This is a genomic window from Veillonella sp. VA139, from assembly GCF_003992005.1.
Classification (GTDB): domain Bacteria; phylum Bacillota; class Negativicutes; order Veillonellales; family Veillonellaceae; genus F0422.
Map to the genome: position 1 here is coordinate 1 of NZ_RQVL01000016.1, position 15,590 is coordinate 15,590.

The window sequence follows — 15,590 nt, forward strand, 5'->3', positions numbered from 1 at the left end:
TTATTTGAACACATTCATTGTAACAAAGGATGACCTTCTTTTGCTATTTTATTTTCCCACAAACATTTTACACTAACTAAGAATTTCAATAATTATTGACAAGTAAAAAGATAATCTTTGGCTCGTTGTTCATCATCAACAATTAGTCCACAGCTAGTCAATATATTTACTTGCTCATCAATTGATTTAAATGGTTTCAAAAAAATAACCCCCTCTATTAACTGATATAATAGAGAAGGTTATTTTCCATACAGGTCCCCTGAGGGAATATCTGTACTTATCCTAACTCTAGTATATAGAGTATATACAAATATAGCAAGACAATTATAAATCTTGAGGCGGTTCGCCGTATAAACGAACCATGCCTGACTTTGTTACTAGCCAAATACGTTTAGATTGGCGTGCCTCTACTCCGATATGAAAGCGTGCAGGCTTGCCATTACGACTAATACAGGCTTGGCGAAGTGAATCCGTAGTTTTTCCCCAAGCTTCGGCTGCTTCTTCTAGTGTTAATACTTCATCTAAGGCATTCATTATTTCCACATCCTTCCCATGATAAAACCCCAAACAGCATAGAATAAAGCAACTTCAACCATATGCTTGTCCCAATCAAAAATAAAAGTCATAGTAATTGCCAATACAATCATTGGTAAATATCGTTTCATTATATCTCTCCTTTGTGGTATAATACATACAGGTTGGGAGGCTTTCGCCTCCGCCTGTACTTAAGTCCCTATTTTTTAGATTTCTTGGTCGATTTCTTCTTAGGGGCTTTTTTCTTTTTGCTATCGTAGTGTAAGTAAATCATTATTAACCATCCGATGAGCCACTCAATATCATTCTTATCAATGTTCATTGTTTCACCTCCTCTCTATATTTATATTATACCGTATATACGGTATAAAGTCAAGAGAAAAAGATAAAATTTGTAGACAAAAATAATATTTTGGTGTATATTATAGTAAAGTTGACTTGTGAAGGAGCAAGGCTGGGTTCCCGAATGGGAGTAGGATATAATCTTAGAAATCCCAAGCCCCTAGGGTCAGCTTATTTTTTTAATGAATCCCTTAACCCTTGAATGATATGTTCGGGGTCTTTTTTTATTTCCGCTTTTATGAAATCTAAAAGTCGTTGGCTATACGAATAATTGGGAGTGGAATTTAGAGTGTAAGCATAGGTGTAATTGGGATTATTTTTAATATTATAAAACTTGCAGAACAGTTCAAAATGATTGCTATTAAATTTACTAGGAATTGTATCTGGAGTGTTAGGCGATATAAATCGAATAGCATTCTTTTCAATCCATTGATTAATAAACTTTAAGCATTGTTTTTGTCTAAATGGGTATTGTTTTTGAGGGTCAACTTGTTGCTTCATAATGTATGTAGACTGTTCGGCATCTTTTGCGATACAGAAGGTGGCGGTTGCATGTTTTGGTTGTTTTACCAAAGCCCAATCATGGACAACTTTAATTGCATAGTTCGAGTTACCATCCGAAGGAAGAGAACTATCAATATCATCTTTTGTGTGTAACAGTTTATCAGATATCTCTTTTGGATATCTAGCTTTTATTTCTGATGATTGAATATCAGATAGTTTAACAGATAGAGTCAAGAAGTTAGCGCCAAGTTTATCAGTGATATCTATATCGAAGTATGCTATAAGTTTATTCGTATAATTAAGAACACAGGATTGAAACAATGGAATATAAAATGATTCATATTCTTCTGTAATATAATGGGTACTGATATTACGCAACTGTATAATTTTCTCTAAATTTTGGCGTGATGGATCGTGTGAGTTAGTTAGCACTTTACGAATGCATCCCTCTAAAGATAAAGTTCTAGTATTATTATCTCCATAATAGATGGAGTCATTTTTAGAAAGTAGATACGCTTTCAAAAGTAGTTCCCATGCATTGCAGATAAAAAAACTGAAGCCTTCTACACGATATTTGATAGTAGGTTTATTATATATTTCAATCGCTAAAATAAACGCTTCTTGACTTTTTTCCAATAGTTTAAAAATAATGTTGTTTTCCATGTTATCTCCTTATAAAGTTTACGATAGTATTGATTGTGATACACACTCATATTGTGTATATTATGTCCCCATTCTATTGGAGTGGGGATTTTTTTATTTTTTAGTATCTAAGATGATTTAGAAAGTTTAAGAAAGTTAATATAGTCAAATAGCTTATCATATTGTTCATCGGTAAATGAAGCGGTTTCAGCAAGTAGAGTTTGTTGTTGAGGGGAGTATGTGATAGGCTTCGGTTCTATATGATTAGGATCATCTATACAGCCAGGAGATGGAGAAGAGGTAGAGTAATTATTTTGTGGACGTACGGATTCCATAGGGACATCATATCCCATGAGCCATGCTTCATTTACATTAAGTGCTTTTGCAAGAAGATATATATTATCTTGTTTTGCTTTCCAACGACCTGATAGATACGAACTGATAGCGCCCCTAGATATACCTGATAGTTGAGCGAGTTCTATAGCCTTAATATTTTTTAGTTTTAAACTTTCCTTTAGACGTTCACTGAAAGTTGTTACGATTTTAGACATATACAACGCCTCTCTCTAGTAGTCTACGACATGCCAATAAAAATTTATATCTTGATAATCTTCAAAAGCAGATGAGGAGTTGTGGTTTATTATTTCAATATCTTGCACATTGATATGAGAAAAGAGGTCACCCTGAATGATATGTCTCAGTTCATGGAGGACCTCTTTTTTTTGTCTTGCTTCAGATAAAGAGTTATTAACAAGAATCGTGTAGACATCAAAATCATTGGAACTTACAAGTACTGCATTAGCATTTCTTAAATTACAACTAACGATATGAACGATCATTAAGACCAACTCCTTAAAATAATTTTAAATTATTGATATTTTGATTTTAAAAATTCAACATATTTTATGACGTCTTGCATATCTTCTTTTTTTAAATCTTTTGAAGCAGAAAATAACACTCTGATTTCTGGATTAGTTCTAGCTTGTTCAGCAAATGCAGCAGCTTCTGGATCTGTATAATATCCATCGGTTGAAATATCTTTTTCTAAAAAGTAACTTTTTCCTACTTCAAAGTAATCAGCCAGCTTTTGAATTATCCCCATTCGGGGGATTGATTTCATTAGTAACCATTTACCAACAGTAGATTCTGTAACATTTAAAATTTTAGATAGTTCAACTTGATTTATATTATGTTTCTGCATGAGCTGAGATAACCTTTGGCTAAATAGCTTTCTGATTTCTTCATTAGATAATGGCATAATATAAACTCCTAGTTTCTTTTATAATATACTTCATATGCATATAATAGAATATTTTTCTGAAAAAAGCAACAATAAAACTATAAAACTAGAAAATAAATCTTGACAATAGAATTATATTCTAGTACAATTCAGTTATAAAATAAAAGATTGAATGAGAGGAGGTTAATTATGCATATTCAAATTAGCTTAAGAGCTGCTAGAGTAAATGCAAATTTAACGATTATGGAGGCATCTAGGCTTATTGGAATCGGTAAAGATAGATTATTAAAATGGGAAAAAGCCCCACATCTCGTGAATGCACTTTATCAAAAGAAGATTTCCGAAACCTATGAAATACCAATTGATTATATTTTTTTTGGCATATAACTAGAATTAAATTCTAGTTATATAACTAGAATTAGGTAATAACTAAATAAATGAAGCAAAACTTTACCAGGAGGGAATATGTTACCAGGATTAACAGAAGAACAAAATGAGTGGCTACGAAGCATGCACGTGGCTGCAATGGACGAGTTGCAAATAATAAAAAAGATAGAAAAAACGGATAAATTATTGGCATATAAGTTAGGATTGGCTACTTTCACTCAAGCAAAAACATATTTAGAGTTAGGGAATTTTGAAAGTGATCCAAGATTCCCAAAGTAAGGAGCAGAAATCACAATGTTTCAGTCCCCGCAATGGGGAAGTAATTCTAAAAGAAATGTATTGAGCACAGTTCCAAATTTATCAAGGCGCGTTTCCGTCCCAGTAATGGGGTTATAGCAAGAAAATATATTTAGTTTGATTATAGGCATGGAAACGCCTATAAGTCAATGAATACTTTCAGCAAAAAAGGTTGAATCATGAATTTATACGAAAACATTAAGAAGAAGTGTAAGGAGAAAGGTGTCAGCATTGCCAAGCTAGAGCGAGCTGCAAAACTTTCAGTAGGGAGCATATCCCACTGGAGAGTATCGGACCCCAAGGTGGGGAACGTAAAGGCAGTAGCAGATTACCTTCAGTGTAATATAGATGAATTGTTGTAAGGGGGTGGAAATAAATGAACAAAATAACAGGGTATGAAGAGTTTTCAAAATCTCTGACCCCAGAGCAAAAAGAGTTTCTTGAAACACGTTACCAAGAAAAATTAGAGATGACAGAAAAAACATTAAAAATATACAAAATGGTAAAAAAAGAACTCAGTGCACGGCATAACGAAAAGCTAACTTGGATGACATACAATATGAAAGAAATGATGAGTCAAGCAGAGGTATATTGGAAGTTAGTGCATGGTAAAGAAGATGAGCGATATGAAGATTTTTGGGAGCACATAACAGAGTTGTGAAAGGAGTACATCATGGATGATTTAATGACTAGGTTAAAAGCCTTGGACAATGTAATGGATCGTGTAGAGTTATTGCCAGATATTGCCCCATTAGATGTAGCAGCGGTTGCTTTAGGGTATACGAAAGCAAGGTTAATGGCTGGTGGCAAATCAGGAGACTTACCGTATGTAGAGGTGATTCATAACCGTGAAACCAATACACATACATACTCAGTTATCAAACCACGGTTATTAGCTTACCTACGTGGAGATGATATTGGGCGTGAACGGACAATCGTCCTGGTTACACCAGATGGAATTATGCCATCGCAATCGTATTTGAAGAGGTTACTTGGCAATGATTAAGAAACAAAAAAAGACTATATGCACCATATGCGATGAAAGAGATAAACAAACTAGAGCCTATGTGCATTGTAGTCAGGTGGATAACATTATTTGTATGGAGCATTGTGAAAGATGTCAGTATCTAAAAACATCCATGGGGCAATGGAGGTGTACCTATGAGAAATCATGAGATATATGCTGATGAAGGTGCTGATTCAAAAACATTTATTAGTGCTGAAAGAGTGACTATAACAAAATTAACCTATGTAGAAAATAATAATCCCCTCTTCCCGAACAGAACTATCGTTGAGTATTGGGAAGAAGGGAGAATGGTTTACAAAGTTGATCCGTTAGATGACTTACGAGATATCATTTCTTTAGCAGAAAGTACGCTTTTAATTTAGTATATCACAGAAAGGAAAAGAAAAATGGAAACTATAAAGGCAGTATTGAAATGGATTGGCAAACAGTATCTTTGGTTAGTCGATATACGGGATAACACCTTACTAAAAATCGCATTGTTAATAGCAGGTAGTTGTCCTGTCATCTGTTGGGTGGTTGATCCTCGTAATGAACAGTATATCTATATGTCCTTATTAATGTGGATTGTAATAGGTGTAGCACTCACATACATGCGCATAGCAGAACATTATGAAGAACGTGAATCTGTACTATTGCAAGGGATTAAGGTTGTTCATGTGGTGGCGGAAGAGGTTCGTATCGAAAAACGGTATCCTGTTAAAAATCAATATTACGAAGCTATTACAAAAGAGGTGGCAGAACATGAAGAAAATGAAATGCATTAAGTGCGGTTTGGATATCGCTAACAATGGTGGGTTATATATTCGTGAGGATGGAAAAGTTATTAAAGTATGTAAAGATTGTCATCAAAAACATCTTAAGGAGCGAGCACATGCAAGATTTAATGCAAGAGTTACAGCAATTACGAAGTGAATTGAATACAGCCTTAGCCTTATTGAAAGAACGAGGTATCAAGTTAGCAGAAACAGAACGTGCCTATAAGTTGGCCAAGGCGAGAAAAATAGAAGAAGAACGAGATAAAAAGACAGCCGTTTCATTGATTCGTGAATTAGTCATTGGGGATGTGGCTGTTAGCCAGTTACGAATGGAACGAGATAAGGCAAGAGTCATGTATCGTTCCGTAGATGAAGCTATCAATATTAAAAAGTTAGAGTTACGCATCGTAGAATCACAGATAGGACGGGAATGGCATGCTTAAACGAACACCACTACAGAGGAAAACACCATTACGAGCAAAGACTGCTTTATCTAGAGGAACATCACAATTAAAAAGAACTCCGTTAAAGGCACGAAGTAAAAAGAGAAATCAATATGAGTATGAATTAAATAAGATGAGAGATTTAGTAAAAGCAAGGGATCATCACAGCTGTATTATCTGTGGAGATCCAGCACAAGAGATTCATCATATAGAACCTCGCTCAAATGGTGGGACGAATGATCTAGATAATTTATGTTGCGTATGTTGGTATTGCCATCATGCAGTAGTGCATGGTCCAGAGTCCAAAGCCATCAAGAAAGTATTAAAGAAAAAGGTAGCAGAACGCAGCGCATAAAAAAAGACCACTTAGCGGGAACTAAGTGGTCTCATATATCCATATGTAGATACAACCTTATTTATAGTATACCACATATGGTAGAAGAAATACAGAGAAATAGTAGATTTTCAAAGAAAAATGATATAGATATTAGAAATAAAATAAAAGGCTGCAAGGCCTTGTATTGACTAGATATGTATATTATTTTTTCGACCATATGAGGTGCTAATGAGATATCGAAAAAAAGTATATGGAAAAACGATGTGTGAAGTCACGGATTACCATACAGGAAGAACGTATAAAAAACAAAGTGCACGACAAAAGAAAGAAAAAGTCACGCCACTACAAATGGCATTACAGAATCAAAAGAATGCAGAATCACAGCTACGTATGTTGATAGACATCAACTTTCATGAGGAAGATTTCTATATTACTCTCACCTATGAAATAGAACCAACTTTGGAGCAAGCAAAAAAAGATATTACGTTGTTCATCAAAAAGCTGCGTAGAAGGTATACAAAGCTAGGGCAACCGTTAAAGTATATCTACACTTGCGAAGGAGAACGTAGGATACACTTTCATATTCTGGTGAATCGAATACAAGATATGACGGTAAAAGAGTTAAAAGGGTTATGGCCTCACGGATATTCTAAAAAGGAAGCCTATCAAGGTGAGTGGCGTGATGCGGTTCGGATTGCAAGCTATTTTGTTAAGGAAAGTGATCGTAAGTTAGAGGCTACTGGCTTTAAACGTAAATGGGTATCAAGCCAAAACTTAGAGAAACCAAAAGTAAAAAAAGAGCGATTGCATTCAAACACTTGGGCGGAAGCCATTACTCCACCGAAAGGATACTATGTAGAGACAGATAGCATTGTAGAGGGAGTGAGTTTGGCTGGATATCCCTATCGATTTTATCGTCTCATAAAGATTGAGGAACCGAAGAGTAATCAAAAGTGGTGGAAAACAAAAGAGTTGAATACACCTAGAAATAGAGTTCATGTAGAACGATGTAGTACATAAAGGAGGTTAGCATGGAAAACAATCAAATCGTACTCGTAGGCTATGCAGTGAAAGATGCAGAACTACGGTACACGAAAACAGGTAAGGCAGTGTGTTTATTTTCGATAGCTACGAATAAGCGTATTTCAGAGGATAAGGAGATTAGTTCCTTTCATAATGTCGTGGCATGGACCTATGCAGAAGAAGTAGGGACTATACAAAAAGGGCAACCAGTGATTGTGGTAGGTAGTGTACAAACGAGATCCTATGAAAAGAGTGGTGAGAAACGATACATCACAGAGGTAATAGCAGATCGAGTAGGAATACAATTGGTAAAACAAAAAGATGTAGATAGTCATTATGATGTGTTTGTCAAAAATGATGAAGAAATTCCATTTTAGAAAGGAGTTGGCATGGGACGACCTAAGGAGTATAAGAAAGCAAGAACATGTAAGCATGCGAATATCGTTACTAAAACTGGTGGAGTATTTACTACACGTGAATGTCCAGAGCGAAATATAAATTTATATATAGAGGGAAAGGGGTACATTGTGAATGCTAATCGGTGCACAAAATGTAAAGCCTACAAAGCAAGAACGTAACATAAATCCTAACGCAGGCACATTAAGATATTTTAATGCTAAAAATAAACAGAACTTTACCACAGTGGCGTTTATCAGTAGGGTTATGAGAGATATGATAGAGCCGCTACATTTAGAAAAAGAAAACAAAAAAATGGCGAATATGTGCGCTACCTTAGCGCATAAGCTAATGGTTAATTTAGTTGATGGATTAGATGAAGATGCAAAACGAGAAATCGTAAGGGCTATAGGACGGTATGATATAGAAATTGTTCAAAAAGGAACGATTGATGATGCGGAAATTAGGGAGCAAGAGGGATACCTAAGTACATTAGCAGAACATGCCTTACAAGGTAGTTGCCTATCCTGTACAAAGAAGGGGGACGATATAGAGAACTGTGAACTAAGGGTAGCTATGATTTATATAGAGGTACCTGTGTTCGATGAGACATGTCCGAGTGGACGATGTCGTTACAAAGTAGAGTGCTAATAGGAGGGAATGGCTATGGATACAAGCTAAAGTTACATGTTATTTTAAATTTTTATTGTTATGGATAAGGAGATTAGTCATGGAATTAGAAAATACAGTACAACCAGGTGTAACACCAGAGGTTGTTGAAGAAACAGAAACAAAACCAAAACGAAAAGGAAAGGGAAGTAAAAAAACAGAAACTATGGTTAGTGAAGTGCTGAGTGAAGCGGATAGTGGCACAGAGAGTGTAGAAGAAAGCATGACAGCAGTAGATATGAAGATTAAACGTGTACAAGAAGATGCTGTGTTACCAACTTATGGAACAGAAGGGAGTGGAGCGTTAGATTTCTATGCAGCAGAGGATGTAACAGTATGGGATGAACGAACATATCGTGTTGGACTAGGTGTTGCTGTAGAAGTACCGAAAGGTTTTGTATTGCAGTTGGTACCACGCAGCTCTATTGGCATGGATACACCATTGCGTATGCCTAATTCGATGGGGGTTATTGATTCGGATTATCGTGGAGAAGTGGCAGCTATTTATGTCAATGATGAAACCAAAGGCATGATTCCTTATCAAATCAATAAAGGCGATAGAATTGCGCAAGGCTATTTAGTAGCCACACCAAAAATTAATCTTGTTGAAGTAGAAGAATTATCTGATACAGATCGAGGAGATAAAGGCTTTGGTTCGACTGGAAAATAAATGTACATAACCACAGGTGCATGAGATTAGAAACAATATCCTGAAATAAACTAAGGTTATGTGGAGGTGATGCAATGCTCATTCGTAAAATAGCTGTAGTTGGTAGCACAAAAACATTTGATTATGTAAAAGAAAATGATGCAGGCGGAAAATCTGTATACTCTATGACGGCACGAGAAGATGGACGAGAGTCATTTTACACCGCCTGGAAAGCATTGGTAAGCATTGTAAATAGTCATATGAGATCAGAACGAGGAGACTATATATTTCTTGGTGTCATATTGATTGTAAAACGTCTAGAAATCAAATACATGGAAGCGGTTGTTGGTGAAAAAATAACTCAAATGCCAAGTGAAGTTAGATTTAGCGGAACTGCGATTACTAAAGAGGCTAGCTTTAAATACATTACCGACTGGATAGAACTTGATGAAAAGGAGCTTACACTAGTGAACAAAATGCTCAATGAAACCAAAGCATATATACAGGGAAGAAGAGCACAGGAGCAACTCTTTGAAAGCAAATAATCATTTGATAGCGAAAGGGATATGCTAGGATGATAAAACGATGTAAGCGATGTGAAAAACTCTTTGATGGCTCTGCACGACAAATCTATTGCCCAAACTGTGCTAAGACGAATCGGGCAGTGAATGAAAGAGCAAGCAGAGTATCGCAACAAAGGGCGATTGCCTATAATTTGCTAAGTGAGGAGCCTTGTGAGAATGTCTATCATGGGCGTATGTCAGAGGAAGAAAGACTTTGCATGATAGAAAAACAAAAGAAATTTCGTGAAGCAAGGCTTAAGAGTGAACCACCTAGGAGAACCTATGAAGAAAAAGGCAAACTATAAAAATGGGTTGGCACCATGTCCATTTTGTCGGAATCCCGAGGTGCGCACAGTGATTGGTGTAGGCACGGGAGTACGACATAATATGGTGGTATGTGATGTTTGTGGTGCTACTGTATCATTTGAAGATAAGCCACAGTATTTAGCCACAGCAAAGGCTTGGAATAGTAGATAACGATAAGGTGGTGATTCAATGCATATAAAACTAAAAAAGCAAGTAGAGTGGTATTTGTATCACTACCAAGATATAAAAGGAGCTGTTTTACAAGCTAGGTTAGATCCAGTAAAAAAGAAAGCTGGAGGTGGATGGATACAAGACCCTACAGGACAAGAAGCGGTGTCAAATATAACGCCACTACGAGAGGTGTATATTGTTGACGGTAAGGCAAGAATACATATTGATTATCCAGAACGATTAGTAGAAGCGGTTGAGTCTTGTGAATGTGAGCTGAATGCAGTACTAAGAGAACTATGTGAACGCAAGTATTATGGGAAACAACGCTCTATTAATTGTATGGTTGCAATGGGTTTAACAAGAGATGTCTACTATGCAGCGATTAATGAACTGTTACAAATTATGTCGTTGTACATGGTAGAACATCGAGTTTTAAAAATATCAAAAAAGTAGGCGACAAAATCGAAAAAAAGTGTGATATATTAATAGTATGTGATGGGCATAACCTACATAAGATGTTTATTACATAATCATAGATACACATCAAACCAAGACTTTTAGCACATAGTCTGTAAAGAATGTGCTTTTTTCATGCCAAAATATTTCAAATCTAGGAGGTGAGGAATTATGTTAACTGAGCAACGGAAACGATTTGTCAAAGAATATATGGCATTAAAATGCAAAAATATGAGACAGGCAGCAATTAATGCTGGTTATAGCGAAAAGTCTGCTCAGCAACAAGCCTCTAACCTTATGAAGGATAATGAAGTATTGGCATACTTACAAGCCTGTAAGGATGATATGGATAGAGAGTTACGGGAAGCCTTTGTATTTGAAGCAAAAGAAGCCTTCCGAGTGATGTGCAAAATCCTAAAGGATCCTAAGACGAAACCACGAGAAAGAATAACAGTGGCAAAAGACTTTTTAGACAGAGCTGGGTATAAACCTGTGGATAAAACAGAACTAACAGGAAAAGATGGAAGTGCTATACAATTAGCCATTGGATGGGAGAGTCAAGGTGAAGAGGATTAACATAACGATTCCATACACACCAAGGCCCTTATGGAGAGATTTCATACATCCAGCTATAGAATCACATCGTTTTAATGTGATTGTCGCACATCGTAGGTTTGGAAAAACGGTAGCCACTATTAATCATGTGATAAAAATGGCGATACAAAACAATTTACCATCACCACAATATGCGTACGTAGCACCACTACGAACGCAAGCTAAGCTAATTGCTTGGTCGTATTTGAAGTTTTATACCAGTGTCATACCAGGTATACGGGTGAATGAAAGTGAGTTATATGTAGAGTTACCAACTAAACATAGGAGTCGTGCTGGACCGAGAATTTATATCCGAGGGGCAGATAATCCAGATAGTTTACGTGGGTTGTATTTAGATGGTGTAGTGCTAGATGAATATGCTCAAATGAAACCTGAGGTGTTCGATGAAATTATTCGTCCAGCCTTATCTGATAGAACAGGGTGGGCTATATTTATAGGAACACCGAAAGGGCAAAATCGGTTCTATGAACTATTTTTAAAAGCACAGAAATTACAAGAAGATTCCAATTCGGGGTGGTATACATGTATGTATACAGTTGATGATAGCCAGATCATACCGAAAGAAGAGTTAGAGGCAATGATGGTCGAGATGACAGAAAATTCCATTCGACAGGAGCTATATTGTGATTTCACAGCTAGTGCAGAAAATGTATTGGTGAGTATTGATGATATTAACATGGCTATGAAGCGGACAGTAGCACCACGAGATATTCAATATAGTCCGCTCGTGCTGGGTGTAGATATTGCACGTTTTGGTGACGATGCAACCACAATTGCAATACGTAAGGGATTAGTTGCCTATAAGCCACTGCGGTACAAGGGACTAGATAACATGCAAATTGCTAATATTGTGGCTGGGCTTATCCAAGAGCATAAGCCTAGGGCAGTCTTTATAGATGCTGGTCGAGGTGAAGGGGTAATAGACCGTCTACGGCAGATGGGTTACCGTCACATTATCGAAGTGCCATTTGGAAGTCAAGCATCGAAATCAGAACGGTTTGTGAATAAACGTGCTGAAATGTGGTACGAAATGGCTCAGTGGATAAAGCAAGGAGGAAGTTTGCCAGATGACGGCTCACTGCGAGCTGATTTAGCAACGCCAACCTATAGTTTTGATACTAGGGGCCGTATTGTACTAGAGAGTAAGGACAAAATTAAAGAGCGATTAGGACACTCTCCAGATAAAGGAGATGCCTTAGCTCTTACATTTGCGTATACAGTGCCACAAGAGGATATGTATACGCAAGTAGTACCACCAATGGCCAATACAAAATATAATCCATTTGGGTAAGAATAAGGAAAGGAGTGGATACTATGTGTGGTGGATTTGTAGGAAAATTATTAGGGGTTAGTAAGCCAGAGGTGCCAGAGATTAAACCTCCAGCACCATCACCTACAGTAGAAAATAATGAGGTAGATGATGATACGATGGCAAAAGAAAATCAACGTAAAAAACGGGGGTTTTCTTCAACTCGTACAACGGATACATTATTGTCTAATGCAGGACGTAATAAGTTAGGATAAGGTGATTCTATGAGCTTATTGGCTAGATCCCCTACTGGAGCTAAATTTAAAGACCTAGGCAATACAAAAGAAGTGAGTCAAAAGGTAGAGCGCTTATTCGATGCACAGCAATCACATGTAAAAGTATGGCGTGAAATTAAGAAATACCAGTTACCTTTCATAGGTAAACTGAATGACACAAATGGAAAAGCCATTGATTATGATACTAGCCATTTGTTAGATAGCTATGCATCACATTGCAATGATATTTTTGCTAGTGGAGTTATGAGTGGATTAACACCGCCAAGCAGACAGTGGTTCAAACTTACCTTGGCCAATAGTGGATTACAGGCAAATCATGAAATGTCAGCAGTCTTAGATCAACGGCATGAGATTATGCAAGCTATTTTTGGAAAGAGTAATTTTTATATAGGTTGTTACCAAGCGTACCAAGAATTAGCCTATGGACAAGCCGCTATGGGTATATTTAGAGATACTCGTACAGGTATTCGTGTAGAACAGTTCACTATTGGCACCTATGCCATGAGTGTAGGCGGTAATGGTATCGTAGATACATTTACTGTGAAGCGGGAGATGACCCTAATGCAGATTGCAGAACAGTTTAGCGTGGAATCTATGCCACCTGGAATGCAAGACTTACTTCGTAATCACAGATATAGTGCAGATACATACACTGTATATTGGTTAGTAGAACCTAATCGGGACTTTGTAAACGGTAAAATTGGTAAACGGCATATGAAATATCGGAGCTACTATTGGCTAGAAGGGGAAGAAACCTTTTTAGAAGTAGGTGGATTCAATACCTTTCCTGTATGTGTAGCAAGGTATCAAGTAGTAGGAAATGAAACCTATGCCGTTGGTGCTGGTTGGTATGCCAATGACGATGTAAAGATGTTGCAAACTTTGATGAGTGATAGATTGCGAGCGGTAGAGTTAATGGTAAAGCCGCCAATGCAAGTATCCTCTTCACTAGCGTATAACGTGAATCTGATTCCAGGAGGAATTACAACCACAGATAACCCTAATGATGTGGTAAAACCCTTGTTTGATGTGAACATGCAATTGGGACCATTAGGTGAAATTGTCATGGAAACACGTGAGAATATTAAGCGCTGTTATAATGCAGACCTATTCTTGATGTTAGAACAGCTAGATAGTGGTCAAATGACGGCACGGGAGGTCATGGAACGTACACAGGAAAAGTTACAACAACTAGGCCCTGTAGTAGAACGATTGCAATATGAGTTCCTCAATAATGTCATTGAACGAACGTATGCTATTCTATCGGATGCGAAAATATTCCCACCAATACCAGAAGAACTTAGGGAAACGTTATCGGATAAAGAAATTAAAGTAGACTTTACCTCACCATTAGCGCAAGCACAAAAATTGGCAGGTTTAACCACTATCGAACAAGCATTTGGTTTTGCCATGAACATGATGCAAGTATATCCAGAGGTAAAAGCGAAAATTAACCCGATTGGACTTGTCAATGAATACTTCAAGTATTTAGGTGCACCTGCTGCGATGTCTTTTAGTGATGAAGAAACACAAGCTAAGCTAGAGGAAGAACAGCAAGCGATGATGGCACAACAAGAACAAATGCAACAGCAACAGATGTTAGAACAAGCCCCTAATCTAGCGAAAGCGACAAAGGATATGGCGGAAGCGGCGAATACGAATCAATCAGCAGTAGGAAATTGGCTAGGCATGCCAGGATTAGGTGGTGAAGAATGATAGAGTATGGTGTAAAAAAGAAAGACGAACTCATTCGAGAGATTAGGCAGATGGAAATTCAGAATCGGGATCGCAAGGGGCTAGAAGCTGTATTGGGTACCGAAGATGGGCGTTGGTTTCTCATGCGGTTACTAGATACATGCTGTATCATGCAGACTACTTTTACAGGCAATTCTCAATCATTCTTTAATGAAGGTAGACGGTCTGTAGGCATAGATATAGTAAAGAATATTGCCACATTACTTGGTGTGAAAGGTATAGAGCAAAAGCAATTAGCAGAACTAGAATACATTCAACATCAAGAGCGTATTAATGAATTGATTACAAGAAAGGTGGGAGAGTCAAATGGATAATGAATCCACAAATACAGTGACACGAGAACCAAACACAGAGGTACAAGATACTCATGATAACACAAATAGTACAACGGATACCTCAACACAATCCACAGGTACATCAAATCCTGTAGAGCCTCAAGGAGGTGTGCCTGAAACATATGATTTCACAAGTTTATTAAGCGATGGTGAAAGTATTGATGAACAGAGTGCGGAAGCCTTTAGTGAAGTCCTGCGTAATAGTGGTGTATCCCAAGAAGGTGCAGAGCAAATTGCTAAGTTTGGCATGGGCTATCTACAAACTATGGGAGATGCCTTACTGAATCATATCGATGGATTACAAGCGGCACAAGCAGAAACTTGGAAGGAAGAAACTGTAAAAGAATTAGGGTCCAATTTTGATACCACCATTGCTAAAGCAGGAGCGGGAATTGAGTATCTAGAAAAGGATATCCCTAATCTACGAGAGGTTCTTATGATGAATGGCATTGGGAATAATGTGGCACTTGTGAAAGCATTTGCCATGATTGGTGATCTAGTAGCAGAAGATACAGGTCGTTTAAGTGGACAAGGAAGCGGCTCTGGAGTTAATTTTTACGATAATACAAACTTTGATGTATATCGAATGAAGTAAAGGA

Annotated in this window: 31 protein-coding genes; 24 read left to right on the forward strand and 7 right to left on the reverse strand. The window is 37.2% G+C overall.

Annotated elements, in window-relative coordinates; translation table 11 throughout:
* Nucleotides 1-324 precede the first annotated feature (324 nt).
* The 7 genes from EO125_RS06490 to EO125_RS06510 form a co-directional block, all read right to left on the reverse strand.
* A complete protein-coding gene (locus EO125_RS06490) occupies nt 325-534 on the reverse strand; it encodes a helix-turn-helix domain-containing protein (RefSeq protein WP_127148170.1) in 210 nt (69 codons plus the stop codon).
* Nucleotides 534-665 (reverse strand): hypothetical protein, encoded by a 132-nt coding sequence (locus EO125_RS10120; RefSeq protein WP_255416573.1) that lies wholly within the window; start codon nt 663-665, stop codon nt 534-536. Before EO125_RS10120 ends, EO125_RS06490 begins: the two co-directional genes overlap by 1 nt.
* Nucleotides 666-733: 68 nt before the next feature.
* Nucleotides 734-856, reverse strand: a complete 123-nt coding sequence (locus EO125_RS10125) for a hypothetical protein (protein WP_255416574.1) — start codon at nt 854-856, stop codon at nt 734-736.
* Between the two features lie 191 nt (nt 857-1,047).
* Nucleotides 1,048-2,043, reverse strand: a complete 996-nt coding sequence (locus tag EO125_RS06495) for a DUF3644 domain-containing protein (protein ID WP_127148171.1) — start codon at nt 2,041-2,043, stop codon at nt 1,048-1,050.
* Nucleotides 2,044-2,150: 107 nt separating this feature from the next.
* On the reverse strand, nt 2,151-2,573 hold the full coding sequence (locus EO125_RS06500; protein ID WP_127148172.1) for a helix-turn-helix domain-containing protein: 423 nt from the start codon (nt 2,571-2,573) through the stop codon (nt 2,151-2,153).
* 15 nt (nt 2,574-2,588) lie between these two features.
* The gene (locus EO125_RS06505) at nt 2,589-2,861 is read right to left on the reverse strand and encodes an ImmA/IrrE family metallo-endopeptidase (RefSeq protein ID WP_127148173.1); all 273 of its coding nucleotides are present in this window, start codon (nt 2,859-2,861) and stop codon (nt 2,589-2,591) included.
* A gap of 29 nt (nt 2,862-2,890) precedes the next feature.
* A complete protein-coding gene (locus EO125_RS06510) occupies nt 2,891-3,280 on the reverse strand; it encodes a helix-turn-helix transcriptional regulator (RefSeq protein WP_127148174.1) in 390 nt (129 codons plus the stop codon).
* Nucleotides 3,281-3,451: 171 nt separating this feature from the next.
* On the opposite strand from EO125_RS06510, the gene EO125_RS06515 reads away from it, so the two are divergent.
* From EO125_RS06515 to EO125_RS06630, 24 genes are all read left to right on the forward strand, one after another.
* Entirely contained in the window at nt 3,452-3,649 is a 198-nt protein-coding gene (locus EO125_RS06515) for a helix-turn-helix transcriptional regulator (RefSeq protein WP_127148175.1), read from the forward strand.
* Nucleotides 3,650-3,727: 78 nt separating this feature from the next.
* Entirely contained in the window at nt 3,728-3,928 is a 201-nt protein-coding gene (locus EO125_RS06520) for a hypothetical protein (protein ID WP_127148176.1), read from the forward strand.
* Nucleotides 3,929-4,125: 197 nt separating this feature from the next.
* Nucleotides 4,126-4,308: a helix-turn-helix transcriptional regulator gene (locus tag EO125_RS10190; protein ID WP_127148177.1), complete on the forward strand. Its 183-nt coding sequence runs from the start codon at nt 4,126-4,128 to the stop codon at nt 4,306-4,308.
* Between the two features lie 14 nt (nt 4,309-4,322).
* Nucleotides 4,323-4,607 carry a hypothetical protein gene (locus EO125_RS06530; RefSeq protein WP_127148178.1) on the forward strand — a complete coding sequence of 95 codons (285 nt, stop codon included), beginning with the start codon at nt 4,323-4,325 and terminating at the stop codon, nt 4,605-4,607.
* A gap of 12 nt (nt 4,608-4,619) precedes the next feature.
* Nucleotides 4,620-4,952 carry a hypothetical protein gene (locus EO125_RS06535; protein WP_127148179.1) on the forward strand — a complete coding sequence of 111 codons (333 nt, stop codon included), beginning with the start codon at nt 4,620-4,622 and terminating at the stop codon, nt 4,950-4,952.
* Nucleotides 4,953-5,107: 155 nt separating this feature from the next.
* Complete coding sequence (locus tag EO125_RS06540) at nt 5,108-5,335, forward strand: hypothetical protein (protein WP_127148180.1); 228 nt, start codon at nt 5,108-5,110, stop codon at nt 5,333-5,335.
* 24 nt (nt 5,336-5,359) lie between these two features.
* On the forward strand, nt 5,360-5,737 hold the full coding sequence (locus EO125_RS06545; RefSeq protein ID WP_127148181.1) for a hypothetical protein: 378 nt from the start codon (nt 5,360-5,362) through the stop codon (nt 5,735-5,737).
* A gap of 107 nt (nt 5,738-5,844) precedes the next feature.
* On the forward strand, nt 5,845-6,171 hold the full coding sequence (locus EO125_RS06550; RefSeq protein WP_127148182.1) for a hypothetical protein: 327 nt from the start codon (nt 5,845-5,847) through the stop codon (nt 6,169-6,171).
* Nucleotides 6,164-6,526, forward strand: a complete 363-nt coding sequence (locus tag EO125_RS06555) for an HNH endonuclease (RefSeq protein ID WP_127148183.1) — start codon at nt 6,164-6,166, stop codon at nt 6,524-6,526. The genes EO125_RS06550 and EO125_RS06555 overlap by 8 nt, the downstream gene beginning before the upstream one ends.
* 210 nt (nt 6,527-6,736) lie before the next feature.
* Nucleotides 6,737-7,528 carry a hypothetical protein gene (locus tag EO125_RS06560; RefSeq protein WP_127148184.1) on the forward strand — a complete coding sequence of 264 codons (792 nt, stop codon included), beginning with the start codon at nt 6,737-6,739 and terminating at the stop codon, nt 7,526-7,528.
* Between the two features lie 11 nt (nt 7,529-7,539).
* A complete protein-coding gene (locus tag EO125_RS06565; protein WP_127148185.1) occupies nt 7,540-7,908 on the forward strand; it encodes a single-stranded DNA-binding protein in 369 nt (122 codons plus the stop codon).
* A gap of 12 nt (nt 7,909-7,920) precedes the next feature.
* A complete protein-coding gene (locus tag EO125_RS06570; RefSeq protein ID WP_127010655.1) occupies nt 7,921-8,109 on the forward strand; it encodes a hypothetical protein in 189 nt (62 codons plus the stop codon).
* The gene (locus EO125_RS06575; RefSeq protein ID WP_127148186.1) at nt 8,063-8,578 is read left to right on the forward strand and encodes a DUF5651 domain-containing protein; all 516 of its coding nucleotides are present in this window, start codon (nt 8,063-8,065) and stop codon (nt 8,576-8,578) included. The genes EO125_RS06570 and EO125_RS06575 overlap by 47 nt, the downstream gene beginning before the upstream one ends.
* A 79-nt stretch (nt 8,579-8,657) precedes the next feature.
* Nucleotides 8,658-9,266, forward strand: coding sequence for a dUTP diphosphatase (dut, locus tag EO125_RS06580; protein ID WP_206168373.1), 609 nt, complete (start codon nt 8,658-8,660; stop codon nt 9,264-9,266).
* 74 nt (nt 9,267-9,340) lie between these two features.
* The gene (locus EO125_RS06585; protein WP_127148187.1) at nt 9,341-9,790 is read left to right on the forward strand and encodes a hypothetical protein; all 450 of its coding nucleotides are present in this window, start codon (nt 9,341-9,343) and stop codon (nt 9,788-9,790) included.
* Between the two features lie 29 nt (nt 9,791-9,819).
* Nucleotides 9,820-10,113, forward strand: coding sequence for a hypothetical protein (locus EO125_RS06590; protein ID WP_127148188.1), 294 nt, complete (start codon nt 9,820-9,822; stop codon nt 10,111-10,113).
* Nucleotides 10,091-10,285, forward strand: a complete 195-nt coding sequence (locus EO125_RS06595) for a Lar family restriction alleviation protein (RefSeq protein ID WP_127148189.1) — start codon at nt 10,091-10,093, stop codon at nt 10,283-10,285. Before EO125_RS06590 ends, EO125_RS06595 begins: the two co-directional genes overlap by 23 nt.
* Nucleotides 10,286-10,303: 18 nt before the next feature.
* Nucleotides 10,304-10,738 carry a hypothetical protein gene (locus EO125_RS06600; protein WP_127148190.1) on the forward strand — a complete coding sequence of 145 codons (435 nt, stop codon included), beginning with the start codon at nt 10,304-10,306 and terminating at the stop codon, nt 10,736-10,738.
* A gap of 174 nt (nt 10,739-10,912) precedes the next feature.
* A complete protein-coding gene (locus EO125_RS06605) occupies nt 10,913-11,317 on the forward strand; it encodes a terminase small subunit (RefSeq protein ID WP_127148191.1) in 405 nt (134 codons plus the stop codon).
* 136 nt (nt 11,318-11,453) lie between these two features.
* Entirely contained in the window at nt 11,454-12,647 is a 1,194-nt protein-coding gene (locus tag EO125_RS06610) for a hypothetical protein (RefSeq protein ID WP_206168374.1), read from the forward strand.
* Between the two features lie 23 nt (nt 12,648-12,670).
* Nucleotides 12,671-12,880, forward strand: coding sequence for a hypothetical protein (locus EO125_RS06615; RefSeq protein WP_127148193.1), 210 nt, complete (start codon nt 12,671-12,673; stop codon nt 12,878-12,880).
* Nucleotides 12,881-12,889: 9 nt separating this feature from the next.
* The gene (locus EO125_RS06620) at nt 12,890-14,617 is read left to right on the forward strand and encodes a portal protein (protein WP_127148194.1); all 1,728 of its coding nucleotides are present in this window, start codon (nt 12,890-12,892) and stop codon (nt 14,615-14,617) included.
* Nucleotides 14,614-14,970 (forward strand): hypothetical protein, encoded by a 357-nt coding sequence (locus EO125_RS06625; RefSeq protein ID WP_127148195.1) that lies wholly within the window; start codon nt 14,614-14,616, stop codon nt 14,968-14,970. The genes EO125_RS06620 and EO125_RS06625 overlap by 4 nt, the downstream gene beginning before the upstream one ends.
* The gene (locus tag EO125_RS06630; protein WP_127148196.1) at nt 14,963-15,586 is read left to right on the forward strand and encodes a hypothetical protein; all 624 of its coding nucleotides are present in this window, start codon (nt 14,963-14,965) and stop codon (nt 15,584-15,586) included. Before EO125_RS06625 ends, EO125_RS06630 begins: the two co-directional genes overlap by 8 nt.
* Nucleotides 15,587-15,590: the final 4 nt, after the last annotated feature.